The organism is Bradyrhizobium sp. RD5-C2, assembly GCF_019972155.1.
GTDB lineage: Bacteria > Pseudomonadota > Alphaproteobacteria > Rhizobiales > Xanthobacteraceae > Bradyrhizobium.
Window position 1 is genome coordinate 191,820 of record NZ_BOVL01000021.1, and the last position, 25,813, is coordinate 217,632.

A 25,813-nucleotide genomic window follows, 5' to 3' on the forward strand; every position below is an offset into this window, starting at 1 on the left:
GGCGCGCTGGCGGCGCGGAGGATATGTGCCGGGACTCGTCGGAGCGGCACTCGCTCAGGGATGAACGACGATCAGACCAAACGTTGGTTGCGACTGCAGCACCGCCTCGTGTTCCGGCACCGCGCCTTCGCCATGGCGTTGACGCGCGTTGCCGAAGTGAACGACGCCGTTATGCGCGGTGATATCTATGTCGGCGGCCTCGCCGGCGAGGACTGGAGCCGGTTGATGCACGACTTCGGTTGAGAGCGGGCAGCGCGCTGCGTCGAGCAGTTATCGCGCGGTCACCCGTCTTTGGTCATCGCGGGACCTTATTCGACCGTTGGAGCGCGTCATCAACGCGGCATCTGCCCGTTGCCTTCCCGCCTGCTCAGCTCCGGCACCGGCTGTCCCCGCGGGAGGAGTTGCGCGGCCAGGACCACGCCGAGCATTGCGATCGCCGCCATCACCAACGTCCAGCTGACGTAGAGCTGGTGACCGATCAACACGCCGCTCAGCAGCGGAGCGCAGATGTTGGCGCCCGACATCAGCGACTGGTTGAGGCCCATGATCATGCCCTGCCGGTTGATCGCAGTGCTGCGCGACAGTTCGGCGGTCAGCGTGCTGCGGGCAAACATCATGCCGACGATGATCAGCGTCAGGAATACGGCAAGCAGGCTGATCCGGTCGGCGAACGCAAGTCCGACCAATCCGGCTGCCATGCAGGCGAACGCCGCCAGGACAATGATGCGGTCGGAAGCGAAGATGTTCGCACGCGTGATCAGGGCACACTGCACGACCATGTTGATGAAACCGGCATAGGCGAACACCGCGCTGAGCTCGCGTGCGCCGAAGGCATGCCCGTTCCAGCTGAAGCGCGCCGACAGGAACAGGCCGATCTGCGACAGGAACATCGAATTGACGAAGAAGAACACGACGAGCAGACCGAGCACGCTCCACGCATAGCGCAACCCGAGGATCGCGTGCGCGGGCGTCGGCTCGGGCACCCGCTGCTGGTAGAGCGGCTCTACGGCCGGATGATCCGGTGACAGCAGAGCGATCGTGGCAACGATGCTGATCAGCGACAACGCTGCGGCAGCCCATACCGGCGCGGTGTCGCCGTAGTGGACGAGGAGCCCCGACAGCGCGGGGCCGACCAATAGACCGGTCCCGATCGCGCCGCTGGTCATGCCGAGCGCCTGCTTGCGGGCCTGCGGCGGGCTGTGCTCGGCCGCATAGGCGTGCGCCACCGAGATGTTGCCCGACGTCAGCCCGTCGATGATGCGGGCCAGGAACACAAGTGTCAGATTGCCCGCGATGGCCAGCAGAACGAAGCCGACGCAGGTGCCCACCTGGCTCACGACCAGCACCTTGCGGCGGCCGTAGCGATCGGAGAGCACGCCGACGATCGGGCCGGCGATCAGCTGACACAGAGCATAGACCGAGATCAGCGCACCGATCACGAATGGTGTCGCCCCAAGCCGCTGCGAGTAGAACGGCAGCAGCGGCAGGATGATCCCCAATCCCGTCGCATCCACGGCCACGACGATGAAGGTCGGGACCAGCGCCAGGGTGCTGTCGCCCCGGAATTCTTCGCCAACTCCCACCGTGGAGCTCGTGCCCATTGCCGCTCCCCCGATCTCATTTGCGTGATCACCAGGAATGTTCCGGACTATATAGTTGCAGCCTAATAGTTTGTATCCTATCTAATTTGCATGCCTCCTTCGCAATCCCATATCCACGCCGAGATCGGCCGCCTGATCACCAGGCTCGCGCGGATCTGGCGTCGCGAGTCGGATCAGGCGCTGTCCGATCACGGCCTGTCCTACGCGACGGCTATACCGCTGCTGGTGCTGTCGCGGCAGGGGGAGAATGTCCGTCAGGGTGTGCTCGCCGATGAACTTGGGATCGAGGGGCCTTCGCTGGTGCGGCTGATCGATCTGCTGCAGACCGAAGGCCTGGTCGAGCGTCGCGAGGACCCGACCGACCGGCGCGCCAAGACGCTGCATCTCACCGCGGCCGGCGACGCCAAGGTCGAGGAGACCAACCGGGTGCTGCGCCGCGTGCGGGCCAGCGTGCTGAAGGATATCGGCAGCGAGGAACTTGCGGTAACCTTCGAGACGCTGCAGCGCATCGACGAGCGAGCGAGCCGCCTGCACGATGCCAAGAGCGCTGCAGCCAAGACCGCTTCAGATAAGACCGCTCCAGGGGCGAAATAGTCATGCGCGCGGAAGAGCCGTTCCTGGTCCGCCACGCGGATCTCATCTTCGCGTTGAAGACGTTCGCCGCGTCGATGCTGGCGCTTGTCATCGCATTGGCGATCGATCTGCCGCGGCCCTATTGGGCGATGGCGACGGTCTACATCACGTCACAGCCGCTGGCCGGCGCGACCAGCTCGAAAGCGTTCTTCCGCGTGATCGGCACTCTGGTCGGCGCGAGCATGACGGTCGCCCTGGTGCCGAACCTGGTCAACGCGCCGGAGCTGCTGTGCCTCGCGATCGCGCTCTGGGTCGGACTGTGCCTTTATCTGTCGCTGCTCGACGGCACGCCGCGCAGCTATGTCTTCATGCTGGGCGGATACACCGTCGCACTGATCGGCTTTCCGTCGGTCGCTGACCCGGGCAGCATCTTCGATGTCGCGCTGGCGCGGGTCGAAGAGATCTCGCTCGGCATCATCTGTGCCAGCCTCGTCTCGACTGTGGTGTTTCCGCGCAGCGTCGCGCCGGCGGTCGGCGGCCGTGTCAGGAGCTGGCTGTCGGATGCGCGCCGCCTCTCCCGCGACGTGCTGCTTGATCACGGGACCAGCGAGACGCGCCGGGCCCAACGCCTTCGCCTCGCGACCGACATCGTCGAGACCGATACGCTAATGACCCATGTCGCCTATGACCGGCTGGCCGACGTCGGCACCGTGCGCGGCCTCGGCGAGGTCCGGCTGCGCATGCTGATGCTGCTGCCGATCATCACGTCGATCGAAGACCGGCTTGCCGGGCTCGGCGAAGCGGCGGTGCAAAGGCAGCCGGAGCTGCGGCACCTGATCGACGATCTCGCCGCATGGATCGTGGACGACGATCGCCAGCGGCAATCCGGCGACGCGATCCGCGCTGCGATCGCCGAGCGGCAATCTGCCCTCGACGGCCTGGTGCCGCGCGAACGCATCATCACGATCAGCCTGCTGCTCCGGCTCCGCGAGCTTGTCGACATCTCGGCCGACTGCCGCGCAATCGGCGATGCGATTGCCGCGGGGAAGGATATTTCCGCCGTCCCGCTGGCGTTCCACCCGGAGTCGGGGGCCGCACCGGTCCGTCACCGCGACCACGGCATGGCGCTGTGGTCGGCCGCAGGGGCGGCGGTCGCCATCCTGATCTGCTGCGGGTTGTGGATTGCGACCGGATGGCCGGATGGCGCCTCGGCGCCGATGATGGCGGCGGTCGCTTGCTCCTTCTTCGCCGCGCAGGACGAGCCGGCGCGCAGCATCCGGGCCTTCGGCCTGTTCTCGCTGGTCGCGATCGTCGTCGTCGCGATCTATCAGTTCGCGCTGGTGCCGGGCATCTCCCATGTCGAGGTTCTGATCGCCGCGCTGGCGCCGACCTTCCTGCTGTACGGATTCCTGATCGCGCGGCCCAAGACCGCGCCGATCGGCATGGCGCTCGCCGCCAACACCGCGACGCTGCTGGCCCTGCAATCGACCTACAGCGCGGATTTTGCCAGTTTTGCCAACACGTCGGTCGCCTTTTTCCTCGGCGTCGTCATCGCCGAGATCGTGACGCGGGTCGCGCGCGGCGTGGGCGCCGAATGGATCGCCAAGCGGCTGATGACGTCGGGCTGGCAGACGCTGGCGGTCGCGGCCGAGCGGCGCGGCCACGGCGATCGCGCGCAGTTTGCCGGCCTGATGCTGCATCGGCTCGGCCTCCTGGTGCAGCGCATCGCCTTCATCTCCGAGAGCGACCGCCGCGATGCCAACAGCCTGGTCCAGCTGCGCATCGGGCTCAACATCATCGACCTCAGGCGGGCCCGTTACGGCCTCGCCGCATCGACCGTGCGTGCCATCGACGACATGCTGGACGACCTCGCGGCGTCGTTTCGCGCCCATGCCGACGAGGCAATGCCGGCCGAGCTGCTGTCATGCGTCGATGCGGCGCTCGCCGCGGTCGTCAAGGATCCCAATGAGCGCGCGCGGGACGATGCATTGCTCGGCCTCGTCGGCATCCGCCGCGGCCTGTTTCCGGATGCACCTGCGTATCGATCGCAGCCCGAGGAGAGTTTTGCTGCATGAGATATGAGCTCGACATCTACGGTGTCCTGGTTCCGGCGCTGCTGCTGTGGCTGATCGTGGCCTATGCGCTGAGCGCGGTGGCGACCCGGATCATGCGGCGCTTCGGGCTCTACCGGCTGGTCTGGCATCGCGCGCTGTTCAATTTCGCCCTGTACGTATGCCTGCTGGGTGTCGTCGTCTATCTTTCGGAGTTTCTGCCATGAAAGGGAATTTCGCCTGGCTCGGCCGGGTTGCGCTGACCGCGATCGCGCTCGTCGCTGCGCTCGCCGTCGGCCGCGCGCTCTGGGTCTACTACATGGAGTCGCCATGGACTCGCGACGGCAGGGTCCGCGCCGACGTGGTGCAGGTAGCTCCCGACGTCTCCGGATTCGTCACCGACGTGCTGGTCAAGGACAATCAGCAAGTGCATCGCGGCGATATCCTGTTCCGGATCGATCGCGCCCGCTTTGCCCTGGCATTGCAGCAGGCCGACGCTGCGGTCGCCGGCCATCGCGCGACACTGGATCAAGCCGACGCCGACCTCAAGCGCTACAGTGCGCTGACCACCGATGCGGTTTCGCAGCAGAAGCAGGAGCAGGTCCTGGCTACGCAGCTCCAGGCCAAGGCCGCCTACGACCAGTCGGTCGCCGATCGCGCGGTGGCGCAGCTCAACCTCGATCGCAGCGAGGTGCATGCATCTGTCAACGGCACCATCACCAATATGGACCTGCGGCCCGGCGCCTACGTCACCGCGGGCAAGGGCGTGATGGCGCTGGTCGACACCGATACGCTGCACGTGGAAGGCTATTTCGAGGAGACCAAGCTCGCGCGCATTCGCGTCGGCGACAAGGCGCAGGTCCGGCTGATGGGTGAGCCGGTCCGGCTCACCGGACATGTCGAGAGCATTGCCGCCGGCATCGCGGACCGCGACCGTACGGACGGCGCGAACCTGCTCGCTAACGTCAATCCAACCTTCAGCTGGGTCCGGCTCGCACAACGCGTCCCGGTGCGCATCGCGCTCGATCACCTGCCGGATCGCATCGCACTGGTCGCCGGCCGTTCGGCTACGGTCGAGATCATGGACTAGAGCAATTTCGGTCCTGATTGAATCAGGACCGAAGCTCTAGACTCTTGTTTTGACGCGTTTTCTTCACGCGAACCGGCGTCCACTTCGCTCGAAAACGCTCTAGCCGGCCATGCTCGCTATTGCACGCCGTAGCGCGTGAAGTCGTCGCCGATGCTGCCCTGGATCGCCTTGGCCGCGGAGATGTCGACATTGCCGCCGGCCTTGTCGCCCTGCTTCAGCTTCGCCAGCCCGCGTCCGTAGAGCGCGCTTGCCAGCTTCGGATCGATGCGGAGCGCGGCGCTATAGTCGTCGATGGCCGCGCGGAGCTCGCCGGTCTTCAGATAGATCAGGCCGCGCGAGTCGTAGGTGGCTGCATTGGCCGATCCCGATTGCAGCGCCTTGTTGCAGTCTTGCAGCGCCTCCTGCAACGCGCCGAGGATGGCCCGGCTCCAGCAGCGTCCGTTCCACACGCCGTCGAGGTTCGGCTCGAGGCGAATGGCCTGATCGTAATCCTGCACGGCGTGGGCATAATCATGTTTCTTCAGATAGGCACCGGCGCGATTGGCAAAGGCTTCGCCGTAATTCGGGTTGAGCTTGATGGCCTGATCGAACGCGTCGGTCGCGCGATCGTATTCGCGCTTCCTGAAGTAGGCCACGCCGCGGTTGTTGAACGGCTTGGTGTAGGTTGGATTGAGCTCGGTGGAATGATCAAAATCCCCGATAGCGCGGTCATAGTCTTCCTTGGCGGCGTAGGCGTTGCCGCGGTTGTTGTAGGCGATCGCAAGGCCGGCCGGCGTCATATCCTGCCCCGCATCGATCAGCGCCGTGCAGGCGCCGATGCGCGCGTCGGCCAGCGCGTGATCGACGCCGCTGCACAGCTCGATGTTGCGCAGATAGTTGCTCTTTTGCTTCGGGTTCTGCGCGCCCGCCGGCGATGCAAGCAACAGCAGGATGAACAGCGCCGTCAGGCCGCCACTCCCGCAGGAACCTGCACGAGGCTTCATGTCGGGCTCCGGTTTTGACGACGCCGCGTCACTGGTTTCCATGAATGGCCGCTCAAACCCGACGCCCTGCTCGCCTAGCACCCTCGACAAATATTCGGATTGAACCTGTGGTAGGTGTTCTGCTCGGGCTGCGGCGCCGCGCGTGTCGCGGGCTTCCTGAGAAGCTTGCTCTTGCCCTCTTCCACGAGCGTCGCGAACCTGACCGTTCCATCGTCGGATATTTCGATGCGCGGCGTGGTGCCTCGAATTCCCATCGTCGCGGCGGGTGTGTCGATCTTCATGTCACCGGTCTTCGCAATATTGCCGGCAACGAAGGTGAACGTTCCATTGGCCAGCTTGAACAAGGTCGAATTCGACTTGCCGTTCGGATCGTAGACGAACTCGGTCAGGGTCATCTTGGCGTTGCTCGACAGATTGAACGAGGTGCCATCGGTGAAGTTGATCCCGACGCGTCCATCGACTCCGGTCTTCACCACGTCGCCCATATAGACGGGATCGCCAACCTTCGCTGGGGGCAATTGATCAGACAGCGCGGCCTGAACGACGACCGCACTGGGATGTTCGATCGTGACTGAACCCGTGACCGTCACGACCTTCCCGATGAACTTCGCTGAGGAATCCTGAACGGCGGGCTGGGCCGGTTCGGTTTGCGCCAGCACCGGAACGGACGTCAGCGCGGCGACGAGCGTGAAAACGGTGCCGGCGAGCAATTGAACAACAATATGAATGCGCACGATCCCCTCCCTCGAGAAGATCTTGTCGTGTCGCGGCTCGATGGTGATGTGGACCGCCGGGCCGAGACCGCAGGACCTTGAGTGCCAAGTTGCAGCAGACAGGCCTAAACGCCTGTACCAGTTCGACTAAAAATTAATAGGTGGACAATAAACTTGGTGAATATACACTAAATCTAGTGGGGCTCCACTCGCGATAAAGGACAGCAGTTCTGTCATTTTTGCGATAGCTCCCCGCCGTACTGGAATTCCATTTCGACGACCGAATTTAATTTCAATCAGGACGTTTCTGCGGGCAAGCCTATGGCTGCCGGTGCGGGGTCATTTCACCTCGTCGCGGGCGCAAGCCAGACCAAGAAACATACGGCGCCGCGTTCCGCCTGAGCTGTTTAGCAGGCGAAAAGCCAATGTTAGTCGCGTCCGGCGTAGCGTTCGGGGACGCGTGTCTGGCCATGTTCGGCCAGTTGCCCCGAATGGTTGGCGTTGTTCAAACGGCCGCCGGCTGCGGCACGATCACGCGTGCACGCGGCGTTGCCATTCAAATCGTGCCCGGCGATCCCGTTTGCCAGGGCGACGTCATCGAGATCGCAGCCGGCGGCCGGGTCGCAATCCGCATGGTCGATGGGACGGTGCTCGACCTGCCGGCTGACACTCGACTGGAATTGGGCGACTTGGAAGACCGAGGTCGCACCCTCCGCCCGGGGAGGTTCGCCAAGGCCAGAAGCATCTTGCGCATGATCAGCAGCCGGCTGGCAGGTTCAAGTGTCCTGGCGGCGGACACGCCTGTTGGCACCATTCGGGCCAGCGGCCTTGGCATGCTGTCGTTCGCGGCGCTGACACTCTCACTCCTGGAGGACGCGCGGGCTGCGGAGCCGAACGTCACGATCCTCGACGACGACAAGATCAACTACAAGGACCTCCACCACGGTGTGTTCGAGCTGGTGACCAAGGAGGCGATCCCCAGACACATCGTCGTCGACGATCCCGGAGTGACGATCATCTTGAGCCCCAAAGGGTCGTCGGTCGGGGTGAACCAGGTCACGAATAGCCCGACCCACATGGAGGAATTGCGCGACGCCCAGCAGGAGGCGCTTGCCAATTTCCAGAAGGGAACGGGATCAAAAGGGTCCGGCATGCCGGCTCCCGAAGGGTCGCCGCTGCTGCAACCCATCAATTTTATTCAGCCTGCCTCGCCGTCGCCGACGCAAGATCCGCTCGGGCCGCTGCCGGTCGTTACCTTGGCGCATATCGAGTTCTTCAAGCCGCCGCCGGCGCCGCCCGTGCCGCCGAGCCTGAACCTTGGCGCAGGACCGACGGAAGTCGATACGTCGGCATTCGACGACTTCAAGACCACGAGTGGGACCTTTTCCGCGAGCAGCCAGGGCGGCGCGCTGACCTTCGGTATCAGCGGTGGAACTGTGGGCAGCGTGGTAGTGGGTCAGTCGACATACAACGTATCGAGCGTTGGTCAGTTCGGCACGCTTTACGTCAACAGCATCTCCGGAAACTATACCTTCGTTCCGAACAATGACGCGATCAACGCGTTGAAGGTCAACGCGATCCAAAACTTCGTCATCACCGTGGGGGACGGCACGCTCTCGACGAGTGAGAGCTTCAACATTACCATCGTTGGTGTCGACGACGCCTCCATCATCTCCGGCGCCAAGGCTGGCGCGGTTGTGGGGGCAGTCGGCGTCAGCGGAGCCTCGCCCGGCCTGCTCATCGCGACCGGCACGCTCACCGACACCGATGTCGACGACCCCGCCAACACCTTCACCGCGGTGAACGCGCCGACGACAAGCGCGGGCGGCCATGGCACATTCACGCTAACGACGGGCGGCGTGTGGACCTATACGCTCAACAACGCCGACAGCTCCGTGCAAGCCCTCCACGTCGGCGACACGCTGACCGACAGCTTCACGGTGACCACGATTGGCGGAACCCCGCAGGTGGTGACGATCACCATCCACGGCCCGCTGATCGAGGCCAGACCGGCGCCGTCGCTGACGCTGAGCGAGACCCATCTGACGGCGACGGCGCTGGACGACAACATCGCCGGCTCGGCACCGAACGCCGCGTTGACGACCACCTCTGGCGAGTTCTCGGCGGCATTCGTTACCGAAGCGGGTCTGGCGGTCAGCTACGCGCTGACGATCACCGGCGGCAACGGTGCAGCGTCGGGGCTGATCGACTCGCACACCGGCCTCTCCGACGTGCTGGTTCTGAACGGTAACACCATCGAAGGCCATGTCGGCACAGCAAGCGGCACGCTCGCATTCACCATCACGGTCGACCCGGCGACCGGACGCGTAACCTTCGTCGAACACCGAGCGGTGGAACAACCGCTTGGCACCAGCCCGGACAGCGGCGAAGCGATCGCGCTGGGGACAGGCATTGTAAACCTGATCGCGACAGTGACGAACGGCGACGGCCAGTACCAGGATGTAAGCATCGATCTCGGCAAGCAGCTGACGATCACGGACGATGGCCCGAGCATCAAGGCGAACGCAACCGCCCCGTCGCTGACGCTGAGCGAAACGCATCTGACGGCGACGGCGCTGGACGACCACATCGCGGGCTCGGCGCCGTGCGCGGCGCTGACGACGATTTCGGCCGATTTCTCGACGGCATTCACTTCGGTTCAAGGCGCCGATGGCGCGACGACGCACTATGCGTTGGCGATCAACGGCGGTAACGGCACAGCGTCGGGCCTGATCGACTCGCACACGGGCTGCGCCGACGTGCTGGTCCAGCACGGCAACACCATTGAAGGCCATGTCGGCACGGCAAGCGGGGAACTGGCATTCACCATCGCGCTCGATCCGGCCACGGGAAGCGTGACTTTCACCGAGTATCGCGCGGTGACGCATCCGCCTTGCACCAGCGCCGATGAAGCCGTGTCGCTGACCGCCGGCATCGTGAACCTGGTTGCCACCATCACGGACAAGGATGGCGACACCCAGAGCGCGAGCATCGACCTCGGCAAGCAATTGACGATCACGGACGATCACCCGACCATTTGCGGCTTCCCGGAGACCTTCGTCGCCGCTCAGGACAATCAGACCGCAAATGGCACTTACCATGTCGATTTCGGCGCGGATGGCGACGCTGCGATGCGCGTTGGCGTCCACAATGGTGCAGTCGGCTGCACGGGATACGATCTGGCCACGTCATCCCTGGGTGACGGCATCACCTCGGTGCACGTCACCGGACATGGCGATGACTACAGCTTCTACTATACGACCCATGAGGTGGGCGGCGGTGTCGAACTCGATGCGTATCTCGGGGATTGCGGTGGCACGCTGACCGATCCGTACTTCAAGTTGCTGATCGATCCGGATGGAACCTATTGCTTTGATCTTGAGCACGCCGGACTGTCGAAGAACGTCACCGTTAGCGGCTCCGATTTCGACGCCCCGGCCTGCGGCACGCCGTCATTGACCGCCCCCGACGGACAATTGGTGATTACCGGGTCCGACTGCACCGGCCATCCGCTCGACGTCAAAGCGTCGGAGTGCGGTATCGCGGTCGGTGACAGCGGACTGCAAATGGATCCCACTGAGCAGTTGAATCTCGCGTTCTCCGAGAAGCAGTCGCAGGTCAGCTTCGATCTCACGCAATGGCAGGGTTATGGCACCGCCGGCGTGATCCTCAAGGTTCTTGACGGCAGCGCCGACGTTCACGACTTCCGCATCGATGTTCCCAAACCGCTCTGTGGCAGTGCCAGCTTCGTGGTCCACGAGACATCGGACGCGTCGTTGATCGACACCTACACTTTTGATGCCGCGACGACGACGTACACGCTGTACGTTGACAAGGCTTTCAACCAAGTCCAGGTCGACTACGATCGGCCGGAGGCCGGGCACCCCACATTCGCGGTCAACAACATCAACTATACCGAAAAGACGAGTATCAACGCGGATCTCCTGTTCGATGTAACTGCGGTCGACGGAGATGGCGACTCGGCTACGACCAATCTTCAGGTCGATATTCAGTGCCATACGGCGGGAATGGACGCCTTCACATTCGCGCCCAGCCTGGACAGTGCTGCTGCACCACCGGTCGGCGGCGGGACCAGCGCTCCAGCGCCCGTCGTCAGCGCTGCGTCAACGAGCGGCCACGAAGACGCAGCATGGTCACAGGCCATGGTGCCCTTCGCAGGGAGCGGAACGTCCGGACCCGAGCAGTCCTTTCATTTCGCGGAGCAACTCCCGAGCCTTGAACAGCAGGGAGCTTCGGCCCCTCCACAATTCGATCAAGCCGCCGCGTGGTTCGGTAACAGCCAGGATTTCGCCGGCTTTCACCTGGCACAAGGGGCTGCAGGCGGAACGCCACCAACTGGCCCGGCGACCGCCGAGCACCAGCCGGTTTATTCCTCAATCAACATGGACGCCGTCGTGACCCATACGCCTCACGATCTGATCGTCTAGCTATCCCGCGCGCTCCTGGCCGGCATCTGGCCCTCGTCATATCTTGACGCGGGCCAGAGCCTTTTCACGTGTCAGTGCCAGCCTTCGCCGGCCTTCAGCGCCGCCGAGAGGCTGCGCACCGGGCGCGTCACCAGCGGATCGAGATCGAAGCGCTTCTCGAGCAGCCGAAGGATCGACGTGGTGTCGAAATCCTCATGCGCGACGCCCGACTTGTTGAAGCGCTTGGCAATCAGCAGCGCCGGAATGCGGGTGCCCGGGCCCCACTGGTCCGCAGCACGGGCCTCGGCACCGCGGCGGTTGTGCGGCGGGGGCGGAACGTGGTCCCACTGTCCACCGAACTCGTCATAGGTGATGACGATCAGCGTGTCCCTGCCGTCCGGCCCTTCGACGATCGCCTTGACGAGATCGACGAGATGTTGGCTGCCTTCGGATTCGCTGGTGTAGCCCGGATGCTCGTTCTCTTCGCCGATCGGCTTGATGAAGCTGACCTGCTTCAGCCGGCCGTTCTTGGCGGCCTGGATGAACTCCGCCTCGTCCTTCAGGTGATCCCTGCGGGCCTGCGTTCCCGGCGCGTAGCTGGCGAAGTAGTTGAGCGCCTGATGGTGGAACTGGAAGTCCACATCGGGGCAGTTCGGGAACACCGCCGTGGCGAGATGGTTCGGATCGGTGCAGGTCGTGCCGTTGCCGTTGGTCCAGCCGGACGCGCCGACGTCGCCATTGGCGTTCGACCAGCCGCCCGAATACCAGGCCCAGTCGACATGCTTGCCCGACAGCCGATCGCCGATGTTCGGCGTGTGCAGCGGCGGCAGACGCTTGATGTCCGGGGTGCCAGGCGAGAAGGGCTGATAGGTCGGCTGCGTGGTGTTGACCGCGTAGTCGCCGCAGGCGAGGCCAGCCGGCAGGCCGGGCTGGTTGCATTTCGCCGTCAGCTGCGCGTCCTTCACGGTCGAGACCGGCGTGTAGAGCGGCGTGCTGGTCGGCATGCCGTTCGCATCGACGATCGCGTGGAAGTCATTGGCGCTGCCGTCGTTCAAGGCACCGACGAATTGCGGCGCCGCAGCCGCAACCAGGAACTGGTGGTTGAGGAACGAACCGCCGAACGCACCCTGGAAGAAGCTGTCGGCGATCACGTAGTTCGGCGCACCGTGGCCGTGGAGATAGGTGTAGATGGGCAGCTTCTTGGTGTCGTAATAGCCCATGACAAGACCCGCAGCGTCGCTGCCGGTCATGTAGCGGTTCTGCCGGCCGCCGTTGAGCTGGTACTGCTCGCTGTAGAAGCGATGCACGATATCCTCGGTGCAGCCGCCGGGCGAGCCGGTGCCGTTGAGGAAGCCGTGCGCCGCGAAAGCACCCAGCGGCTTCGGACAGGTGGTCGCCGAGGTCGGGATGAAGTCGTTGATCTCGAACGGCTTGTTCTTGAAGGCGCTGAGGATCGCGACTGAGCCCGTATTGTCGGTGCAGGTCGTCGGCTGCGGCGACGGAGAGGTCAGGTTGACGTCATTCTGCAACAGGCAGCCATAGACGGTCTGGCTGTCCTGGCGGACCTGCAGCGTGTGCGCCTGGTCGGCGTCGGAGGTACCGTTGATCCGGTCACGGCCGACATCGCCCCAGTGTCCATAGAGGTTATCGAAGCTGTGGTTCTCCTGGTAGATGACGACGATGTGCTTGTACTGATGCACACCCTCATGACCGCGGTCGCGCAGGTCACGCAGCTCGTCCCTGACTTCGTGCTTGAACTCGTCAATGATCTTTTCGACCAAATTCTCGGCCTTTGCCATCGGTGAGATGGCAACGGCGCCAGCAACAACTGCGAGCGCCGGAATGGCTCCCCAAAGCCGCATAGTGCTCTCCTGATTTCAGAAAGAAATAGAAATGGAGTTACACGCTATGCAAAACACATTTCGCCGGGATGACCGTTTTTCGACGCGCGCACAAACGCGTGAAAAGATGCGCAGGTGCCGATCAATCCTCGACCCGCCAAATGTAAATCGGCTTGCGCTTCATTGATCGATCGTCATCAAACCGCAATCAACGATCGTCTATCCAAACAGATGGTCATTGATCCTGCCGACAGGAAACTGTCACCTCTCTGACATCTTCCGACCTACGGCAGCGCAAATGCATTGTGACAGGGGCGTTTTCTCGCAATGGCTTTGAATATTCTGGCGTCCGGCTCCGGAAAATGTCGTGCGGCACCGGCCGATCGTGGCATCAGAACGGCACGGGTCACGTTGCTGGCGCTCGTCGCTACGCTCCTCCCGTTGCGGACGATGGCATTCCCGCTCGGCGGCGACCAGACCGTGCTGCCGGCCGGCACTGAATTTTCCGAGGAAGCGCTGGCCCGGCCGCGCGAAATCTTTCATTCCGAAGCGATGGGCGGGCGAAAGTCCTATCTGGTCAATCTCGGCGATCTCGCGTTCAATTCGCCTTCCATCCTGGGCGGTAAGGCCCGTCAGGCCGAGATGAGCTGCGGCACCTGTCACGTCAACGGCGCGTCGAACCCGAAATTGTTCGTTCCGGGCGCATCCTCCCGCCCCGGCACCTTCGACACCACCAGCCTTGTCTTCAACGCCAAGACGTTCAACAGCATCCTCGATCCGGTCAGAATCCCGAGCCTGCGGGGCGCCCGCTTCCTCGCCCCCTACGGACATGACGGGCGCATGACCTCGCTGCGCGACTTCATATATAATGTCATCGTCAATGAGTTTTCCGGCCCGCGGCCGAGCGATGCGGTTCTCGACGGCCTCGTCGCCTATATCAACGATATTGATTTCCTGCCCAATCCGAAGATTGCGCCGGGCGGCCGGCTTGCCGCGCAGGCCAGTGTTGAGGAACGGCGCGGCGAGGCGCTGTTCTTCAAGCCATTCCCGAAGCAGGCCGAGCTGAGTTGTGCCGGCTGTCATCTTCCGGCCGGGACCTTCAACGACCAGCTGCGTCACGACGTCGGATCGGGCGGATTGGTCAAGACGCCCACGTTGCTCAACGCCAATTTCAACGCGCCGTATTTCCACGACGGCCGCTATGACAGTTACGAACAGGTGGTCGGTCATTTCGATCGCGTGTTCGACCTCGAATTGTCGACCCAGGACACGCAGGACCTCGCGGCCTATCTGAATGCGGTCGGCGACGGCGAACGCCCCTTCGACAAAGATGGCGTCGTGCTCCGGATGAAGGAAATGCTGGAGCTTTCGAGCGTGCTCGAGGTCGCGATCCCGGCCGCCGACACCGCGGTGGTGTCGCTGGCCGTCACCGGGGTGGGCGCCGAACTGCGCGAATTGACCGAGCACATTCCCGACATCAGGAACACCTCGGTCGGCGGCAAGGACGAGCGGCTCGCCGCGCGCGCAATCCTGAAGGATCTCGTTCTGACCTTGCGGCGTATCGACCTCGAGGTCGGGGCCGGCCGGATCGATGAAGCAATGACGGAATACCGCAAATTTGCCCAACTGGTGAATTTCGACGTTCCGGTCGCCCTGAAGAAGGCCGAGCCGTGGTCCCTCTTCAACAGCAACGTGCATCAGTCGCACTACACGGCGCTCGGCCGGATACTGCCGGTGACGAGCCGGCAGCCGCAGTAGTGCCTGCACTCACTGCGAAGCCGGCGGCGCGACCCATACATCGCTCTGCTGGATCCGGCGGATAAGCGCTTGCGGGTCGAACTTGCGCAGACCCGCGGGGATTTCGAAGGTTTGCGCCGGCTGCGGTTCGTCGCGGATGTGATCGGCGACGATCACCGTCCCATCCGCGGTCTTGATCTGCACCGGAAAGCCGCGCGCGCGGTCAACCCAGCCGGTAAAGCCCAAACCGGACGGCGCCGCTACGCGATAGACGTCGGTGTTGCGCCCCGCGATTGCTTCCTCTCCATCGCGCTGGCAGTGCCATGTCGCGACATCGACCGGCGCGGAGAGCTGCGCCATTGCCAGCCATTGCCGGCAGGGATCGCTTGGGTCGACCGGGACGAACAGCTGGGTGAGCGGGCTCGATTGCATCGCCTTCATATAGACGTGTGCGGCCGGGCGGACGAAATAGGCGGCGGGCTTGGCGGTATCGAGCAGAAAGAAGCCATCGGGCAGCGCGGTTGGATCGATCCGCGCTTTTCCGCCCGAGACCCGCAACGTTCCCATGGCGGTTGCTATATCGTCCTTCCGCGCGACGAGGTCGGCGGAAAACTGCTGCGCCGCGGCCGGCATCGGTGCGTTGGTCAGGATGGCCATTGCGAACAGGCAGGCGGTAGCGCTCCCGCTGCCTTTCCACATCTTCTTCCATGTCTTCTTGCACGTCGTCTCGTCGCGCTTCATCGCATAATCCCCGGTCGGTCAGCGGAACATGACAGCGCCGACCGAACCAATGGTTCGATCGGCGCCGATCTCAGTTCAAATCAAGACCTCGTCCTGGACGAGAGTTCGATCACTCGGTGTAGGACAACGCGACCGGCTTGCTGAAGTCGAACGCGTCGAACATGTCAGACAGCGCCGGGCTGTTGGTCGGGACGTACTCGTTGTTCCTCGAGTAGGTCGGGTTCGGCAGGTTGTCGCGGCTGCGGTGCGTGAGCGGCTCGAGAGCCCAGTTGCGCTCAATGAACTTCAGCAGCGAAACGTGGTCGGCGTAGTTGTGGTTGACCTTACCGCCCGTCGAATAGGGCGAGAGGATCAGGGTCGGAATACGCGGTCCGTCGCCGAAGAAGTCGATCGACTGCGTATAACCGGAGTCCCAGTAGCCGCCGGCCTCGTCCCAGGTGATGAAGACCGCGGTGTCAGCCTTCAGCTCCGGGTTGTTGTCCAGCGCGTTGAGCACGTTCAGGACATAGGCCTCGAACAGATCAACCTTCGAGCTCTGCGGATGACCGTCGAGCAGACCGTCCGGCTTGCCGAACGACACCGCGGGCAGCGTGTTGTGCTGGATCGCCGTGATCAGATCCGCCGTGTCCTTCATGTGAGCCTGACGCACGGCCGCGTTAGCCATGATCGAGGTCGCATACTGGAACGGGTTGCAGATCTGGCAGTAGGCAACACCGAGCGCGTGCGCCGGATCGGCGACCGCGGCGGCGCCGAGGTTGGGGTTCGAGGGGTTGGCGGCAACCGCGGCATTGGAAAGCGCCACGGCGTCGTTGAACGCACCACCATAGAACGCCCAGGTGATGTTCTTCTCGATCAGAGCGTCACCGATCGTACGAACCGACGACGGCGGGACGTTGTTGCCGCCCGACAGCGCGCCGTTCGGCAGATAGCCCGGATTGACGTTGTTGAGCATGTAGTAGTGGTTCGGCTTGCAGTTCGGCTCCGCCGCGTACGGCAGATTGTTGAGGTAGGTGACGATCGGCTTCACGCCGGGCTGGAACACGTCGGAGCAGTTGCTCCAATTGCCGTCGACGCTATAGCGGTTAACCGAGCCGGCAACCGGATTCGGGTTGGCGATCAGCGTGGCCGGCGGCGTCACCGGATTGCCCTTGCCGTCGCTCCAGAAGGCCGCGTCGCCGGTGCCGAGCATGAAGTGGTTCGCGCCGGTGCCACCGTGGAACGACTGGTGGAAGTTGTCGCTCAGCGTGAAGCGGTCGGCGAGCATCTTCAGGACCGGAGCCTGACCCTGCTGGGCATTGTAGAAGCCCATCGAGTTGGCCATGCTCTTGTTGGATGCCGAATAGGTCGCCATCACGAACGGGAACAGGTCGTTCTGGCAGCCCGAATTGTTCTTCTTGGTGGCGTTGGCGGCGCTGCAATCTTCCTGCTGCCAATCCTGATAGAAGCGATGGGTCGAGTCGCCGGTGTAGTCGTCGTCGCTGATCTGCTCGCCCTGCAGCTGGAACGGTCCGTTCAGACCGCCGGCGCCGGGAATGCGGGTATCCAGCACACCGGTCGGCAGACCGCTGAAGCCGGTGGTCAGGATGTCGAGATCGGCCGGGTCCATGTCCTTCTCGACGCTGGCCTCAGTGATCGTCTTGAACGGGGCGCCGGTGTCGCTCTGCGCGGTCGGCGTACCGTTGGTGTTCGGCTGCGGCATCAAATTGGTCGCGTTGTAGGGCGACTTCGCGATCGCCGGCGCGCCGATGTAGAAGGACGGCTGGCCCGCAACCGAGTACTGCTGCGCTTGCGCGAAGTTCGGTCCCGGCGTTCCATCCTCGTTGACGATGCCCTTCGACAACAGGTTGGAGATGGTCTGACCCTTGCCCTTCGGCTCGTAGATACCGAACGTGTGATCGAGGCCGCGGTTCTCACCGATCAGGATGATGACGTGCTTGATCGGCGAAGCGGTCTTGCCCTTGCCGCCGTGATCCTTGTCGTCATGATCGTGATCATGCTTGACGCGATCAGCTTCCTGATGCGCCTGGTGATTGTGATGCGGACGCTTGTCCCAATCACTGTGTCCGCCCGGATAGTGAGCGGCATATGCGGCTGTTGCGACGAGCACCGTTGACGCGATGCAGAGCGCGGTGCTGGTTCGCCAGTGCTTTTTGTAGTTCAAACTCATTGTCGACCTCAGGGTGTTTGCGGTTAGCAACACACACTGCTTAGTGCGACAGTATGACGCATGGTTTTCGCTTACGTGAAAGCGCGCGAGAAATTTCGAAACGTTCAAATATTTTCTGTGGAGACATCTGCTGCTTCAGCTGCATCTCCACGATTCTATTCTTCAACTGAAGATCGAAAGGAGATGCAGCGCTCCACGCAACGACGCAGATCGCAAATGCACTATGATTCAGCTCAATCAATGCGAGATGTGCCGGGAGCGCATCACCTCGCGCAGCGCAGCGTAATGCTGATCATGCACATCCTGATTGAACAACGACCACGGCTCGGCGCTCGCCAGTAATGCAGGCACCGCAGCAGCCATCAGATTGCGATAATTCCTGAACTCGGTTGCAGCATCGGCGTTACGCCCCGCGGCAACGGCCATCTCGATTCGCCGCAGCGTGAGCACGAGCTCCTTCAGCCCGTTGCGCGCGAGCACGCGCTGCTGCTCGCCGCCCGACACGCTGGTGTTTTTGCGATCGGGATATTGCTCGGTCAACTCGCGCAGCTCGCGGCCGATCGTATCGACTGCAAGTGCGACGATGTCCTTGTCGCCGGCGGGAATCGCGGTCGCGAGCACTGTCGAGAAATCGTTGATCTCCTTCAGCGTTGCTCCGGCACCGTCGCGTTCATAGGGCTGCACGCCGTCGCCGACGGCCGTGAGATAGGCGACGAGGTCGCCCTTGTCCTGCGCCGAGAGATCGAGCTGAAAGGTCCGGTCGAAATAATCAACGACCTGGTTGAAATTGTCGAAGCGGCCATCGTGGAAGTACGGCGCATTGAAGTCGGCGTTGCGCAGGGTCGGCGTCTTGAACAGGCCGCCCGAACCGACATCATGCTGCTGGTGATCGACGAAGCCGGACGACGGCACATGGCATCCCGCGCAGCTCAGCGCCGGATCGTGCGGGAACGGCTTCGCGAACAACGCTTCGCCGCGGCGCTCCGCGTCGGTGATCTTGCCGGCCAGCCGCCCGGCAGGACCAAGGCTCGGATTGGGCAGGAAGTCGATGTCGTGAAGATAGGCCACGATCGCATCGAGCGTCGCCGGCGACGGCTCGGGACCTGCGAACTCGCTGGTGATGACGTTGTGGACGAAATCGCGCAGCGAGGCGAACCGGCCATCGGCGCCGTAAGGCGCAAGATAGCGGGCGCCGCGCAGGCTCGGAATCCTCACCGGATCGAACGAAAGGTTATTGGCCTTCGGGTTGAACAGCGCCCCGGTGGTGTCGAACGTGCCGGGCCGGCTCGACATCTTCGGCATGAAGAACTTGGCGTTGTTCGCACCATTGATGTGGCAGGTGCCGCAGCTCACGCCGGCCTGCCGTGCCACCTCGCCGAGCAGCCCCGGCGAATTGAAGGCGAGATCGCCGAGATTCACCAGATACGACTTGGCTCCGGTCCGCTCCGACTGGAACACCTCGCGCGGCTTGTCGAGCGCATCCTCGTTCAGCTCGGTCGCAACCGGCAGCACGGTCTTGTCGCCGTCGACCGGAAACGCCGCCGCACGCCCGAGCAGCGCGAGGGCGATGACCGCTGAGAGCAACGCAGCCGGACGCAGATGAAGCGATCTCATCGTGCTTGCGCCTCCAAGGTCGGGCGCTGCAACCCGAGCTTTGCCGAGGCGCTCTGCAACGCGACGACCAGCTCCTCGCTGGTCTGGCGCAGATCGGCGATATTGACATGCGGCAGGTCCGGCGTCGCGACGATCGCCTCGAGCTGCTCGATCCGGTTCGTCACCATCTCGTCGAGCTTGCCGTCGACCGTATTGAGCGCGGCAGAGAAGATCGTGTGGTAGGCAAAGTCGATGCCGGCGATATTGTTGCGCATGTCGTCCAGCGAGGTGCCGCTGATGCGCGACTCGCCGCCATCGGCTTTGCTTTCACCGACTTCGTAAGCGAGCCGCACGGTGCCATCCAGGAGACCCTGCGGCGTCAGCTTGATATCCTTGAGCTTGCCGTGAAGATCGTTCAGGTGATCGACCAGGCCCGTGGCATCGGTGGCGACCTCGGTACTACCAGCTCCGAACAGTTTCGCTTCGATGGCGTGAAACCCGCTGTCGGCATTCGGCCAGGCGTCGATCTGCGCATCGAGCTCGGGCACGAAGCCTGCAGTGAACACTTCCGAGCGTTCCCAGCCGGCGCGCGCCGACAGCCAGGCCTTCTTGGCGCCGGGCAAATCCGACGCAGCGGCGCGCTCGCGCAATGCACGCGCGCCCGCCAGCGCACTGGCAACGCCCTCGATCAGATACGGCCGATAGCGCTCGGCGCCGTCCTCGAGCGCGCCCGCATTCGCGGCGCGCACGCCTGCCGACGCTGCCAGCAGAGCAAGGCACGCCGCCACTCGCATCTTGTGCATAGTCAACCCACTCGTCTGCCGCGAAGGGCTCGCGGCACGTAATCGGGGCGAACTATTGTCGGTATCCTATGCGGATTTGTGACAGCGCAGACTTTTTGTCGCATCTTTTCTGCTTCGCGATCGTTGTTGACGATCACAATCCCGCAAACGCATTACTCGATTGAAAATACGCTGTTCAACGCGCGTGAGTTGTTGCAACACAGTGTGTTCACGCGTCACACTTGTCCCGCCACCATGCCAATCGATCGTGAAGCTATTTATTTCATTGCATCCTACGGCACGCTTTGCGTGCTGTGCTGCACCGTCGCGCTGATCGATCTGCGCCACGGCATCATTCCCGATTGGCTGAATCTTGCGATCGCGGCACTCGGGCTTGCACATGTCGTCATCACTGAAAGTATCACAGCCGCGTTCAGTGCGATGGCGATCGCCGCCCTCGTCGGCGCACTGTTCTTTCTATTGCAGAGACTCTACTTCGTCGTGCGGCATGTGGACGGCTTGGGACTCGGCGACGTCAAGTTTCTTGCCGCCGCGACGATCTGGGTCGGCGCTTTTGGGATTTCGACCCTGCTGCTGATCGCGGCACTCGCGGCACTTGCTGTCGCCGGCAGCCTGCAACTCGCGGGGCACGAGATGAAGCGCCAGACGTCGATCCCGTTCGGTCCTTTTCTTGCGCTAGGACTTCTCCTGACGCCGGCCCTGCAGGGCTGGCTGGGATTGAACTAGCGCGGGAGCGAGTGCGCAATCACCTCTGGATCCGCGCCGCCAGCGGCCTCCTGTCCGCACTGACGGGAACAAGGCGGACATCGCCGCTCTCCTCGGTGCCCGGCTGAGGCAATGTGAGCACGGCGTCGTGCTCGTCTTTCTGCATCGTGACTTCGCGTCCGCTGATCGTTCGCAGCTTCCAGCCCTGGAAATCGTCGCCGAGCTTCAGCCGCAATGCGGTCTTGTTCGCTTGGTCCAGAAAGATCCCGAAGCTTTCATCGTCTCCCGCGATCGTGCCGACCAGCGACAGCGGCGGCGGCTCGAGCGCGACCTTGCGCGGCGGCGTCGGCAACGGCTTGCTGACTTCCGGTTCCGCGACGACGGCAGGCGGCGGCCGCCGCGACGGCGAGAACACCGGGCGGTCGCGGGTGTTGGACAGCGTCTTGAGCGGAATGCCCCACAGCGGATTTGCGCTGAGCGGCCGGGGCGTCGGGGCCGGCGGAGGCGTCACCCGGACCGAGGTCACCGGTTCGGACGGCGGCGGTGAACTCAACACCGGCCCGCCCAGGCGGGTATCATCGAGCGTCCCGGCGTCCAGTGCATCGCCGGATGGGTCAGGCACCGCAGCCGGCGCCGAATAGGCCGACACCGCCAACAGCACGATGGTTGCAGCGAAGCGTCGCATCACTTGGCTCCTCGCCATTGTCCGGATACGCCGAGCAGCACGCGCAGTCTGCCGGGATCAGCGCCCTTGGCCGCTTCGTCGGCGACGGGTTGCACGACCAGTTGGTCGATGAACAGGAACGGCATGCCGGCTTCGAGATCGTAGAGCACCTGCTGCAGTTGCGCCTGCTCGATCTCGCTGCTTGCGACCATGCTGATGAAGCCGGCCTTGGCCGGCGCGTTGGGAACGTCGAGCTGCGTCGACAGCACGTTGCCGCCGGCCTTGATCACCGCGCCCGATACGCGTTGCAGCAGCGTGGCGCCGGCAACGGTGACGGTCGCCCCCTCGAGATAGGCGGAGCCGGTCGGCATCGGGGACTGGCCGGGCGCGGTATTCGCCTTGGATCGTCCCTCGAGTTGCTCCAGCATTCCGGCCGACGCCGCAACATCGCTGCGCAGGCCAATGATGTCCGAGAGCGACGAGATGACGGCGAACAGCAGCAGCACGAAGAGGCCGAGATAGCTCGCGGTCGCGACCAGTGGCGAGGTGCTGACGGCCGTCAGCGATCGGGATGCTGCGCTCATGAGCCGGACCCAAAAGAAGCGGATATGTTGGCCTCGACGTGGAACCGCTCCGCCGATTCATTCGCGGCGCGGGTCGTCGGCGCGAAGAACGTCGCGCGGGTGAATTGCGGCGACTGCTCCAGCAAGCGGATCAGGGATGGCGCATCCTGGGTCAATCCGACCACCTGCACCTTGTTGCCCTCGATGCGGAGCTCCGTCACATAAGTCGTGTCGGGCAGAACGCGCGAGACCGCCTCCAGAACCATGACGCTCGACGGCGTCGTCTGCTTGCGCTTGGCGAGCAGGCCGATGCCGGACGAGTCGCCATTGGCATCGAGACGCAGCGCGGCGCGGCGCTGCGAGATGCGGTGCTGCAGGTCCTCCTGCTCGGATTGCAGCCATCCGCCGAGATAGATGTTGAGCAGCAGGGAGACCGCCGCCGCGGCCGCCGTCGAAACCAGGCCGATGCGCAACAGGCGCGGAACCGCAGGTCCGGCAAGGCCGCGCAGCGATCTGTCGAGCAGCGTCACCTGCTGCGGGGCGCCGTCGCCGCCAACCGCCGGCGCCGAGACCGCAACGGAGCCGGCGCCGAGCATCCTGGCCATCCGGACCAGCGGATCGACCTTGGTCGCCGCGGTCGCACTGAACGCGACTTCAATGCGGTCATTGGCGATCGGCTGTGGCGAACCCCAGCCAAACACCGCATCGGCGGCGGTCCATGGCGTCAGCCGGTCGACCTGCGCGCGGATCATGCCATCGAGGAAGTCGCCGGCCTGGCTCGGGAAATCGAGCACGCGGCTGACGATCTGATCAGACCGCAATCGCACTTCGATGCGGCTGCCGTCGAACGCGGTCTTCCACTCTGCCGACAACGGAGGCTGCGGCGCGTCGTGATCGAGCCGGAACGAAACCGGAGCCGACGGCGAGCCGTCCCTCGCCACGGCGGCGCGGGCCGTGTATGTGCCGTCGGCATTCTCGTCGAGCTCGATGCTGCGCCGGAGCATGAACCTGCCGGCAACGCCGTCGACGGCCGTCGCGACCGCGCCGATCCATTGCTCGAACCATTGCCGTGCCTCGGCGAGCATAGCCATCAACCTCTCCTCTGCGGCAGAACCGTACTGCGCGGCTCGACATCGTTCTGCCAGGACAACACACGATAGGGCTCGACCTTGTCGCCGAGCGCGATCACCGCTTCAGACGTGGTGCGGTGACCGTTGCGGAACCGGATCGAGATTGCGATCCGGTAGCAGGGGCTCTGCGCCGTCGATGCCGCAGTTTGCGGGTTCGGCGCCTGCGATCCAGCGGTGGGGCCGCCGTTCGGCGGGGGAGCCGGCGAGCCGAAACCGTCCTGCTGCTTCCCCGATGCCTTGTCCACGGCAAGAGCGACTTCCGGCGCAGCGATCGCCGGATCGACATCCGGACTGCCGTTGAACACCGTCACGAACGGCAACACGCGATCGACGAAGGCTTCGGGGATGCCGGCAACCAGCGCCAGCTCATTGACATGGGTGAACAGCCCCTGCCGCGGCGAATAGCCGAGCGCGTTGTAGCGCGCGGCCTCCACATTCTCGCTGCCCGGCACCGGCCGGGTTCGCCAGCCGACGATCCGGTCGGCGTACTCGCTGGCCGCGTCCTTGCGGGCGCCGAGCACCACGAAGAGGCCGATCAGCATCTCCTTCGATGCATAGTTCAGGTCAACGCGGCCGGCCTCCGACGCGAAGGTGACAGCAACGCTGGCGTCGTCCAGCCCGAAATGAAACGCCCCGTGCTGCGGCCTCGTCTTCTCATCCGTCAACGTCAGCTGATAGGCGGTGAGTTCGAGCCCGGCCGACACCAGCGCCTCGGTCTGCAACGACAGGTCACTGGCCGCCAAGGCGCGCGCCGACGCGGCAAGATAGGCCGAGAAGATGATCGCCAGCGACGACAGCGCAAGCAGGATCCAGAGCACCGCAACGATGACGAAGCCGCGATTGGCCGGCGATCGGCCGATATTGCCGGAGGCGCCCATCAGGTCTTCCCCTGATCGGCAGCACCGTCGGCACTTTGCTTGTCGCCGCAATTGCCGTCCGGCTTGGTGCAGTCGCTCGGAAGCTGGACGTGGACCGGCGCGATGGTCGACACCGACAGGACGCGCTGGCTCGCCGCGTCACGCACGGTCAGCCGGATCATCGCCGGCAGCTTGTTGGCATCCTTCCACACACTCTTCCAGGCCCGGTCGGGACCGGCATAGGCGAACGACAGGCGATAGGGTGCGCGCAGCAGCACGACTGGGCTGCCGAGATGCACCTGTTCCGACAGCGAGACCCCGTCGGTCAGCGGCGTGAAGCGCGTCTGCGAACGAACCGTGACGAACTCGCCGCGATCCCGGGTTTCGCCAAGGCGCACCAGGTCGAGCCCCGGCCCCGCATTCGGCCCCACCGACGTGCGCACGAACATCACGGACAGTTCCGATCCGTCGAACAGCGGCTTGTGGGTATCGCGGTTGGCGGCAACGAATTCCGCCGCAGCAAGATCGGCGCCGATCCGCTCCAGCGCGATGCCGATCAATTCGCTGCGCTGGATCCGGTCGAGCCCCCGGTTCCAGCTCGGCAGCCATTGCGCCGTGATGCTGGCGAGCGCCGACAGCAACAGCCCCATCAGTGCCAGTGCAACGATGGTCTCGATCAGCGTGAAGCCGCGTTCATGCGTTCGCTGTGCTGTGCCTGCCGGGGTCATTCCGATGACCTCGGCATCAGGCGCACGGTGCGAATGTCGGACAACGCGCCGCCCGGAGATTTGACGCGAATTCGCACCAGCTCCGGCGCCCAGGGCACGTTGCCCTCGGGCACCGTCCAGTCGCCACCGAGCGGACTGACCTCGATGGTCCAGCGGTAGCCCTCAGCCTGTCCCGTCGACGTGCCTGACTGCAATTCGGCGCGCGGCGGAATGCCGACCGTCATCAAGGTGCGCACCGCCTGCATCAGCGCAACGTGCTGCTCCATGGCCCGGACGCCGCGCGTCTTGACGCCCATCACCGCGCCGATCGCAACGATCGAGACAGCCACCAGCGCCAGCGCCACCAGCACCTCGATGATGGTGAACCCTGCATCAGGGCGGTTAGTTGACGGCAACGTCGCGAGCAACGATTTCAACCCTTCCGGTGAGCCAGTTGACGCGGACCTCATATCCCGCATCGAGCCGCGTCAGCGCGATCGAGCCGCCGCAGGAACCGCCATTGGCGAAGAAGCGGATGGTCGACAGTGCGGCGCGGCGCTGACAGCTTTGCGGCAGCACCGCATCGAACCGCACGTCATCGGGGATTCGCACCGTCATGCGCGACGCGCCGGAGTGAATCACCCGGCTCGCCGCGTCGACCAGGGTCGCAACGCTGGTGCTGCGCTCGATGGCGGCATTGCGATCGGCCTTCAGCAGCGTTGCGGTCTGCAACGCATAGGCCTGCAAGCGCGATCGCGAGGTCTGGTGCGGAATGAACGGAAGCAGCACGGCCGCCAGCAGCGCGATGATGGCAAGCACGCACACCATCTCGAGCAGGGTGAAACCGCGCTGCAACGCCTCATTCAT

General features: G+C 64.0%; 23 protein-coding genes. 8 read left to right on the forward strand and 15 right to left on the reverse strand.

What is annotated here, in order from left to right; translation table 11 throughout:
• The first annotated feature begins 60 nt into the window (after positions 1–60).
• Positions 61–243, forward strand: coding sequence for a hypothetical protein (locus BraRD5C2_RS28180; RefSeq protein ID WP_223974252.1), 183 nt, complete (start codon positions 61–63; stop codon positions 241–243).
• Between the two features lie 89 nt (positions 244–332).
• On the opposite strand, the gene BraRD5C2_RS28185 is transcribed toward BraRD5C2_RS28180, so the two are convergent.
• Positions 333–1,601, reverse strand: a complete 1,269-nt coding sequence (locus BraRD5C2_RS28185; protein ID WP_223974254.1) for an MFS transporter — start codon at positions 1,599–1,601, stop codon at positions 333–335.
• Positions 1,602–1,691: 90 nt separating this feature from the next.
• On the opposite strand from BraRD5C2_RS28185, the gene BraRD5C2_RS28190 reads away from it, so the two are divergent.
• From BraRD5C2_RS28190 to BraRD5C2_RS28205, 4 genes are read left to right on the forward strand one after another with little or no spacing between them, the layout of a single operon-like run.
• A complete protein-coding gene (locus tag BraRD5C2_RS28190) occupies positions 1,692–2,195 on the forward strand; it encodes a MarR family winged helix-turn-helix transcriptional regulator (RefSeq protein WP_223974256.1) in 504 nt (167 codons plus the stop codon).
• A 2-nt stretch (positions 2,196–2,197) separates the two neighbouring features.
• Positions 2,198–4,249: an FUSC family protein gene (locus BraRD5C2_RS28195; protein WP_223974258.1), complete on the forward strand. Its 2,052-nt coding sequence runs from the start codon at positions 2,198–2,200 to the stop codon at positions 4,247–4,249.
• The gene (locus BraRD5C2_RS28200; RefSeq protein ID WP_223974259.1) at positions 4,246–4,452 is read left to right on the forward strand and encodes a DUF1656 domain-containing protein; all 207 of its coding nucleotides are present in this window, start codon (positions 4,246–4,248) and stop codon (positions 4,450–4,452) included. The genes BraRD5C2_RS28195 and BraRD5C2_RS28200 overlap by 4 nt, the downstream gene beginning before the upstream one ends.
• On the forward strand, positions 4,449–5,315 hold the full coding sequence (locus BraRD5C2_RS28205) for an efflux RND transporter periplasmic adaptor subunit (RefSeq protein ID WP_223974261.1): 867 nt from the start codon (positions 4,449–4,451) through the stop codon (positions 5,313–5,315). Before BraRD5C2_RS28200 ends, BraRD5C2_RS28205 begins: the two co-directional genes overlap by 4 nt.
• Before the next feature lie 116 nt (positions 5,316–5,431).
• On the opposite strand, the gene BraRD5C2_RS28210 is transcribed toward BraRD5C2_RS28205, so the two are convergent.
• Together BraRD5C2_RS28210 and BraRD5C2_RS28215 are read right to left on the reverse strand one after the other, a co-directional pair.
• Entirely contained in the window at positions 5,432–6,298 is an 867-nt protein-coding gene (locus tag BraRD5C2_RS28210; RefSeq protein ID WP_223974263.1) for a tetratricopeptide repeat protein, read from the reverse strand.
• Between the two features lie 74 nt (positions 6,299–6,372).
• Positions 6,373–7,008, reverse strand: coding sequence for a FecR family protein (locus tag BraRD5C2_RS28215; protein WP_223974265.1), 636 nt, complete (start codon positions 7,006–7,008; stop codon positions 6,373–6,375).
• Between the two features lie 473 nt (positions 7,009–7,481).
• Between BraRD5C2_RS28215 and BraRD5C2_RS28220 the strand changes: the two genes are divergently transcribed.
• Positions 7,482–11,459, forward strand: coding sequence for a DUF5801 repeats-in-toxin domain-containing protein (locus BraRD5C2_RS28220; RefSeq protein WP_223974267.1), 3,978 nt, complete (start codon positions 7,482–7,484; stop codon positions 11,457–11,459).
• 71 nt (positions 11,460–11,530) lie between these two features.
• Here BraRD5C2_RS28220 and BraRD5C2_RS28225 read toward each other — a convergent pair whose 3' ends face one another.
• Positions 11,531–13,300, reverse strand: a complete 1,770-nt coding sequence (locus BraRD5C2_RS28225) for an alkaline phosphatase family protein (RefSeq protein ID WP_223974269.1) — start codon at positions 13,298–13,300, stop codon at positions 11,531–11,533.
• A 306-nt stretch (positions 13,301–13,606) separates the two neighbouring features.
• Between BraRD5C2_RS28225 and BraRD5C2_RS28230 the strand changes: the two genes are divergently transcribed.
• Positions 13,607–15,037: a cytochrome c peroxidase gene (locus BraRD5C2_RS28230; RefSeq protein WP_223974271.1), complete on the forward strand. Its 1,431-nt coding sequence runs from the start codon at positions 13,607–13,609 to the stop codon at positions 15,035–15,037.
• Positions 15,038–15,046: 9 nt separating this feature from the next.
• Here the strand turns inward: BraRD5C2_RS28230 and BraRD5C2_RS28235 are convergent, their stop codons facing one another.
• The 4 genes from BraRD5C2_RS28235 to BraRD5C2_RS28250 all read right to left on the reverse strand — a co-directional run bounded on the left by BraRD5C2_RS28235 (position 15,047) and on the right by BraRD5C2_RS28250 (position 20,320).
• The gene (locus tag BraRD5C2_RS28235) at positions 15,047–15,757 is read right to left on the reverse strand and encodes a hypothetical protein (protein ID WP_223974272.1); all 711 of its coding nucleotides are present in this window, start codon (positions 15,755–15,757) and stop codon (positions 15,047–15,049) included.
• 109 nt (positions 15,758–15,866) lie between these two features.
• Positions 15,867–17,924 carry an alkaline phosphatase family protein gene (locus BraRD5C2_RS28240; RefSeq protein ID WP_223974273.1) on the reverse strand — a complete coding sequence of 686 codons (2,058 nt, stop codon included), beginning with the start codon at positions 17,922–17,924 and terminating at the stop codon, positions 15,867–15,869.
• 237 nt (positions 17,925–18,161) lie between these two features.
• The gene (locus tag BraRD5C2_RS28245) at positions 18,162–19,538 is read right to left on the reverse strand and encodes a cytochrome-c peroxidase (protein ID WP_223974274.1); all 1,377 of its coding nucleotides are present in this window, start codon (positions 19,536–19,538) and stop codon (positions 18,162–18,164) included.
• Positions 19,535–20,320: an EfeM/EfeO family lipoprotein gene (locus tag BraRD5C2_RS28250; protein ID WP_223974275.1), complete on the reverse strand. Its 786-nt coding sequence runs from the start codon at positions 20,318–20,320 to the stop codon at positions 19,535–19,537. Before BraRD5C2_RS28250 ends, BraRD5C2_RS28245 begins: the two co-directional genes overlap by 4 nt.
• Before the next feature lie 126 nt (positions 20,321–20,446).
• Here BraRD5C2_RS28250 and BraRD5C2_RS28255 point away from each other — a divergent pair, with 126 nt between their 5' ends.
• Entirely contained in the window at positions 20,447–21,046 is a 600-nt protein-coding gene (locus tag BraRD5C2_RS28255) for a prepilin peptidase (RefSeq protein ID WP_223974276.1), read from the forward strand.
• A gap of 19 nt (positions 21,047–21,065) precedes the next feature.
• Here the strand turns inward: BraRD5C2_RS28255 and BraRD5C2_RS28260 are convergent, their stop codons facing one another.
• From BraRD5C2_RS28260 to BraRD5C2_RS28290, 7 genes are read right to left on the reverse strand one after another with little or no spacing between them, the layout of a single operon-like run.
• Positions 21,066–21,710: a hypothetical protein gene (locus BraRD5C2_RS28260; RefSeq protein ID WP_223974277.1), complete on the reverse strand. Its 645-nt coding sequence runs from the start codon at positions 21,708–21,710 to the stop codon at positions 21,066–21,068.
• Entirely contained in the window at positions 21,710–22,273 is a 564-nt protein-coding gene (gspM, locus tag BraRD5C2_RS28265) for a type II secretion system protein GspM (RefSeq protein ID WP_223974278.1), read from the reverse strand. Before gspM ends, BraRD5C2_RS28260 begins: the two co-directional genes overlap by 1 nt.
• A complete protein-coding gene (locus tag BraRD5C2_RS28270; RefSeq protein WP_223974279.1) occupies positions 22,270–23,343 on the reverse strand; it encodes a PilN domain-containing protein in 1,074 nt (357 codons plus the stop codon). The genes gspM and BraRD5C2_RS28270 overlap by 4 nt, the downstream gene beginning before the upstream one ends.
• Complete coding sequence (locus BraRD5C2_RS28275) at positions 23,343–24,260, reverse strand: type II secretion system minor pseudopilin (RefSeq protein ID WP_223974280.1); 918 nt, start codon at positions 24,258–24,260, stop codon at positions 23,343–23,345. Before BraRD5C2_RS28275 ends, BraRD5C2_RS28270 begins: the two co-directional genes overlap by 1 nt.
• Positions 24,260–24,967 carry a PulJ/GspJ family protein gene (locus tag BraRD5C2_RS28280; RefSeq protein WP_223974281.1) on the reverse strand — a complete coding sequence of 236 codons (708 nt, stop codon included), beginning with the start codon at positions 24,965–24,967 and terminating at the stop codon, positions 24,260–24,262. Before BraRD5C2_RS28280 ends, BraRD5C2_RS28275 begins: the two co-directional genes overlap by 1 nt.
• Positions 24,964–25,374 (reverse strand): prepilin-type N-terminal cleavage/methylation domain-containing protein, encoded by a 411-nt coding sequence (locus tag BraRD5C2_RS28285; RefSeq protein ID WP_223974282.1) that lies wholly within the window; start codon positions 25,372–25,374, stop codon positions 24,964–24,966. The genes BraRD5C2_RS28280 and BraRD5C2_RS28285 overlap by 4 nt, the downstream gene beginning before the upstream one ends.
• Positions 25,349–25,813: a type II secretion system protein gene (locus tag BraRD5C2_RS28290; protein WP_223974283.1), complete on the reverse strand. Its 465-nt coding sequence runs from the start codon at positions 25,811–25,813 to the stop codon at positions 25,349–25,351. Before BraRD5C2_RS28290 ends, BraRD5C2_RS28285 begins: the two co-directional genes overlap by 26 nt.

Excerpts from the sequence above, each read along its gene's own strand:
- BraRD5C2_RS28230 (WP_223974271.1), top strand. The coding sequence starts at position 13,607 with ATGGCTTTGAATATTCTGGCGTCCGGCTCCGGAAAATGTCGTGCGGCA.
- BraRD5C2_RS28195 (WP_223974258.1), top strand. The coding sequence starts at position 2,198 with ATGCGCGCGGAAGAGCCGTTCCTGGTCCGCCACGCGGATCTCATCTTC.
- BraRD5C2_RS28290 (WP_223974283.1), bottom strand. The coding sequence starts at position 25,813 with ATGAATGAGGCGTTGCAGCGCGGTTTCACCCTGCTCGAGATGGTGTGC.
- BraRD5C2_RS28245 (WP_223974274.1), bottom strand. The coding sequence starts at position 19,538 with ATGAGATCGCTTCATCTGCGTCCGGCTGCGTTGCTCTCAGCGGTCATC.
- BraRD5C2_RS28240 (WP_223974273.1), bottom strand. The coding sequence starts at position 17,924 with ATGAGTTTGAACTACAAAAAGCACTGGCGAACCAGCACCGCGCTCTGC.
- BraRD5C2_RS28275 (WP_223974280.1), bottom strand. The coding sequence starts at position 24,260 with ATGGGCGCCTCCGGCAATATCGGCCGATCGCCGGCCAATCGCGGCTTC.
- BraRD5C2_RS28250 (WP_223974275.1), bottom strand. The coding sequence starts at position 20,320 with ATGCACAAGATGCGAGTGGCGGCGTGCCTTGCTCTGCTGGCAGCGTCG.
- BraRD5C2_RS28220 (WP_223974267.1), top strand. The coding sequence starts at position 7,482 with ATGTTCGGCCAGTTGCCCCGAATGGTTGGCGTTGTTCAAACGGCCGCC.
- BraRD5C2_RS28260 (WP_223974277.1), bottom strand. The coding sequence starts at position 21,710 with ATGCGACGCTTCGCTGCAACCATCGTGCTGTTGGCGGTGTCGGCCTAT.
- BraRD5C2_RS28270 (WP_223974279.1), bottom strand. The coding sequence starts at position 23,343 with ATGGCTATGCTCGCCGAGGCACGGCAATGGTTCGAGCAATGGATCGGC.
- BraRD5C2_RS28235 (WP_223974272.1), bottom strand. The coding sequence starts at position 15,757 with ATGAAGCGCGACGAGACGACGTGCAAGAAGACATGGAAGAAGATGTGG.
- BraRD5C2_RS28185 (WP_223974254.1), bottom strand. The coding sequence starts at position 1,601 with ATGGGCACGAGCTCCACGGTGGGAGTTGGCGAAGAATTCCGGGGCGAC.
- BraRD5C2_RS28280 (WP_223974281.1), bottom strand. The coding sequence starts at position 24,967 with ATGACCCCGGCAGGCACAGCACAGCGAACGCATGAACGCGGCTTCACG.
- BraRD5C2_RS28180 (WP_223974252.1), top strand. The coding sequence starts at position 61 with ATGAACGACGATCAGACCAAACGTTGGTTGCGACTGCAGCACCGCCTC.
- BraRD5C2_RS28190 (WP_223974256.1), top strand. The coding sequence starts at position 1,692 with ATGCCTCCTTCGCAATCCCATATCCACGCCGAGATCGGCCGCCTGATC.
- BraRD5C2_RS28225 (WP_223974269.1), bottom strand. The coding sequence starts at position 13,300 with ATGCGGCTTTGGGGAGCCATTCCGGCGCTCGCAGTTGTTGCTGGCGCC.
- gspM (WP_223974278.1), bottom strand. The coding sequence starts at position 22,273 with ATGAGCGCAGCATCCCGATCGCTGACGGCCGTCAGCACCTCGCCACTG.
- BraRD5C2_RS28205 (WP_223974261.1), top strand. The coding sequence starts at position 4,449 with ATGAAAGGGAATTTCGCCTGGCTCGGCCGGGTTGCGCTGACCGCGATC.
- BraRD5C2_RS28200 (WP_223974259.1), top strand. The coding sequence starts at position 4,246 with ATGAGATATGAGCTCGACATCTACGGTGTCCTGGTTCCGGCGCTGCTG.
- BraRD5C2_RS28210 (WP_223974263.1), bottom strand. The coding sequence starts at position 6,298 with ATGAAGCCTCGTGCAGGTTCCTGCGGGAGTGGCGGCCTGACGGCGCTG.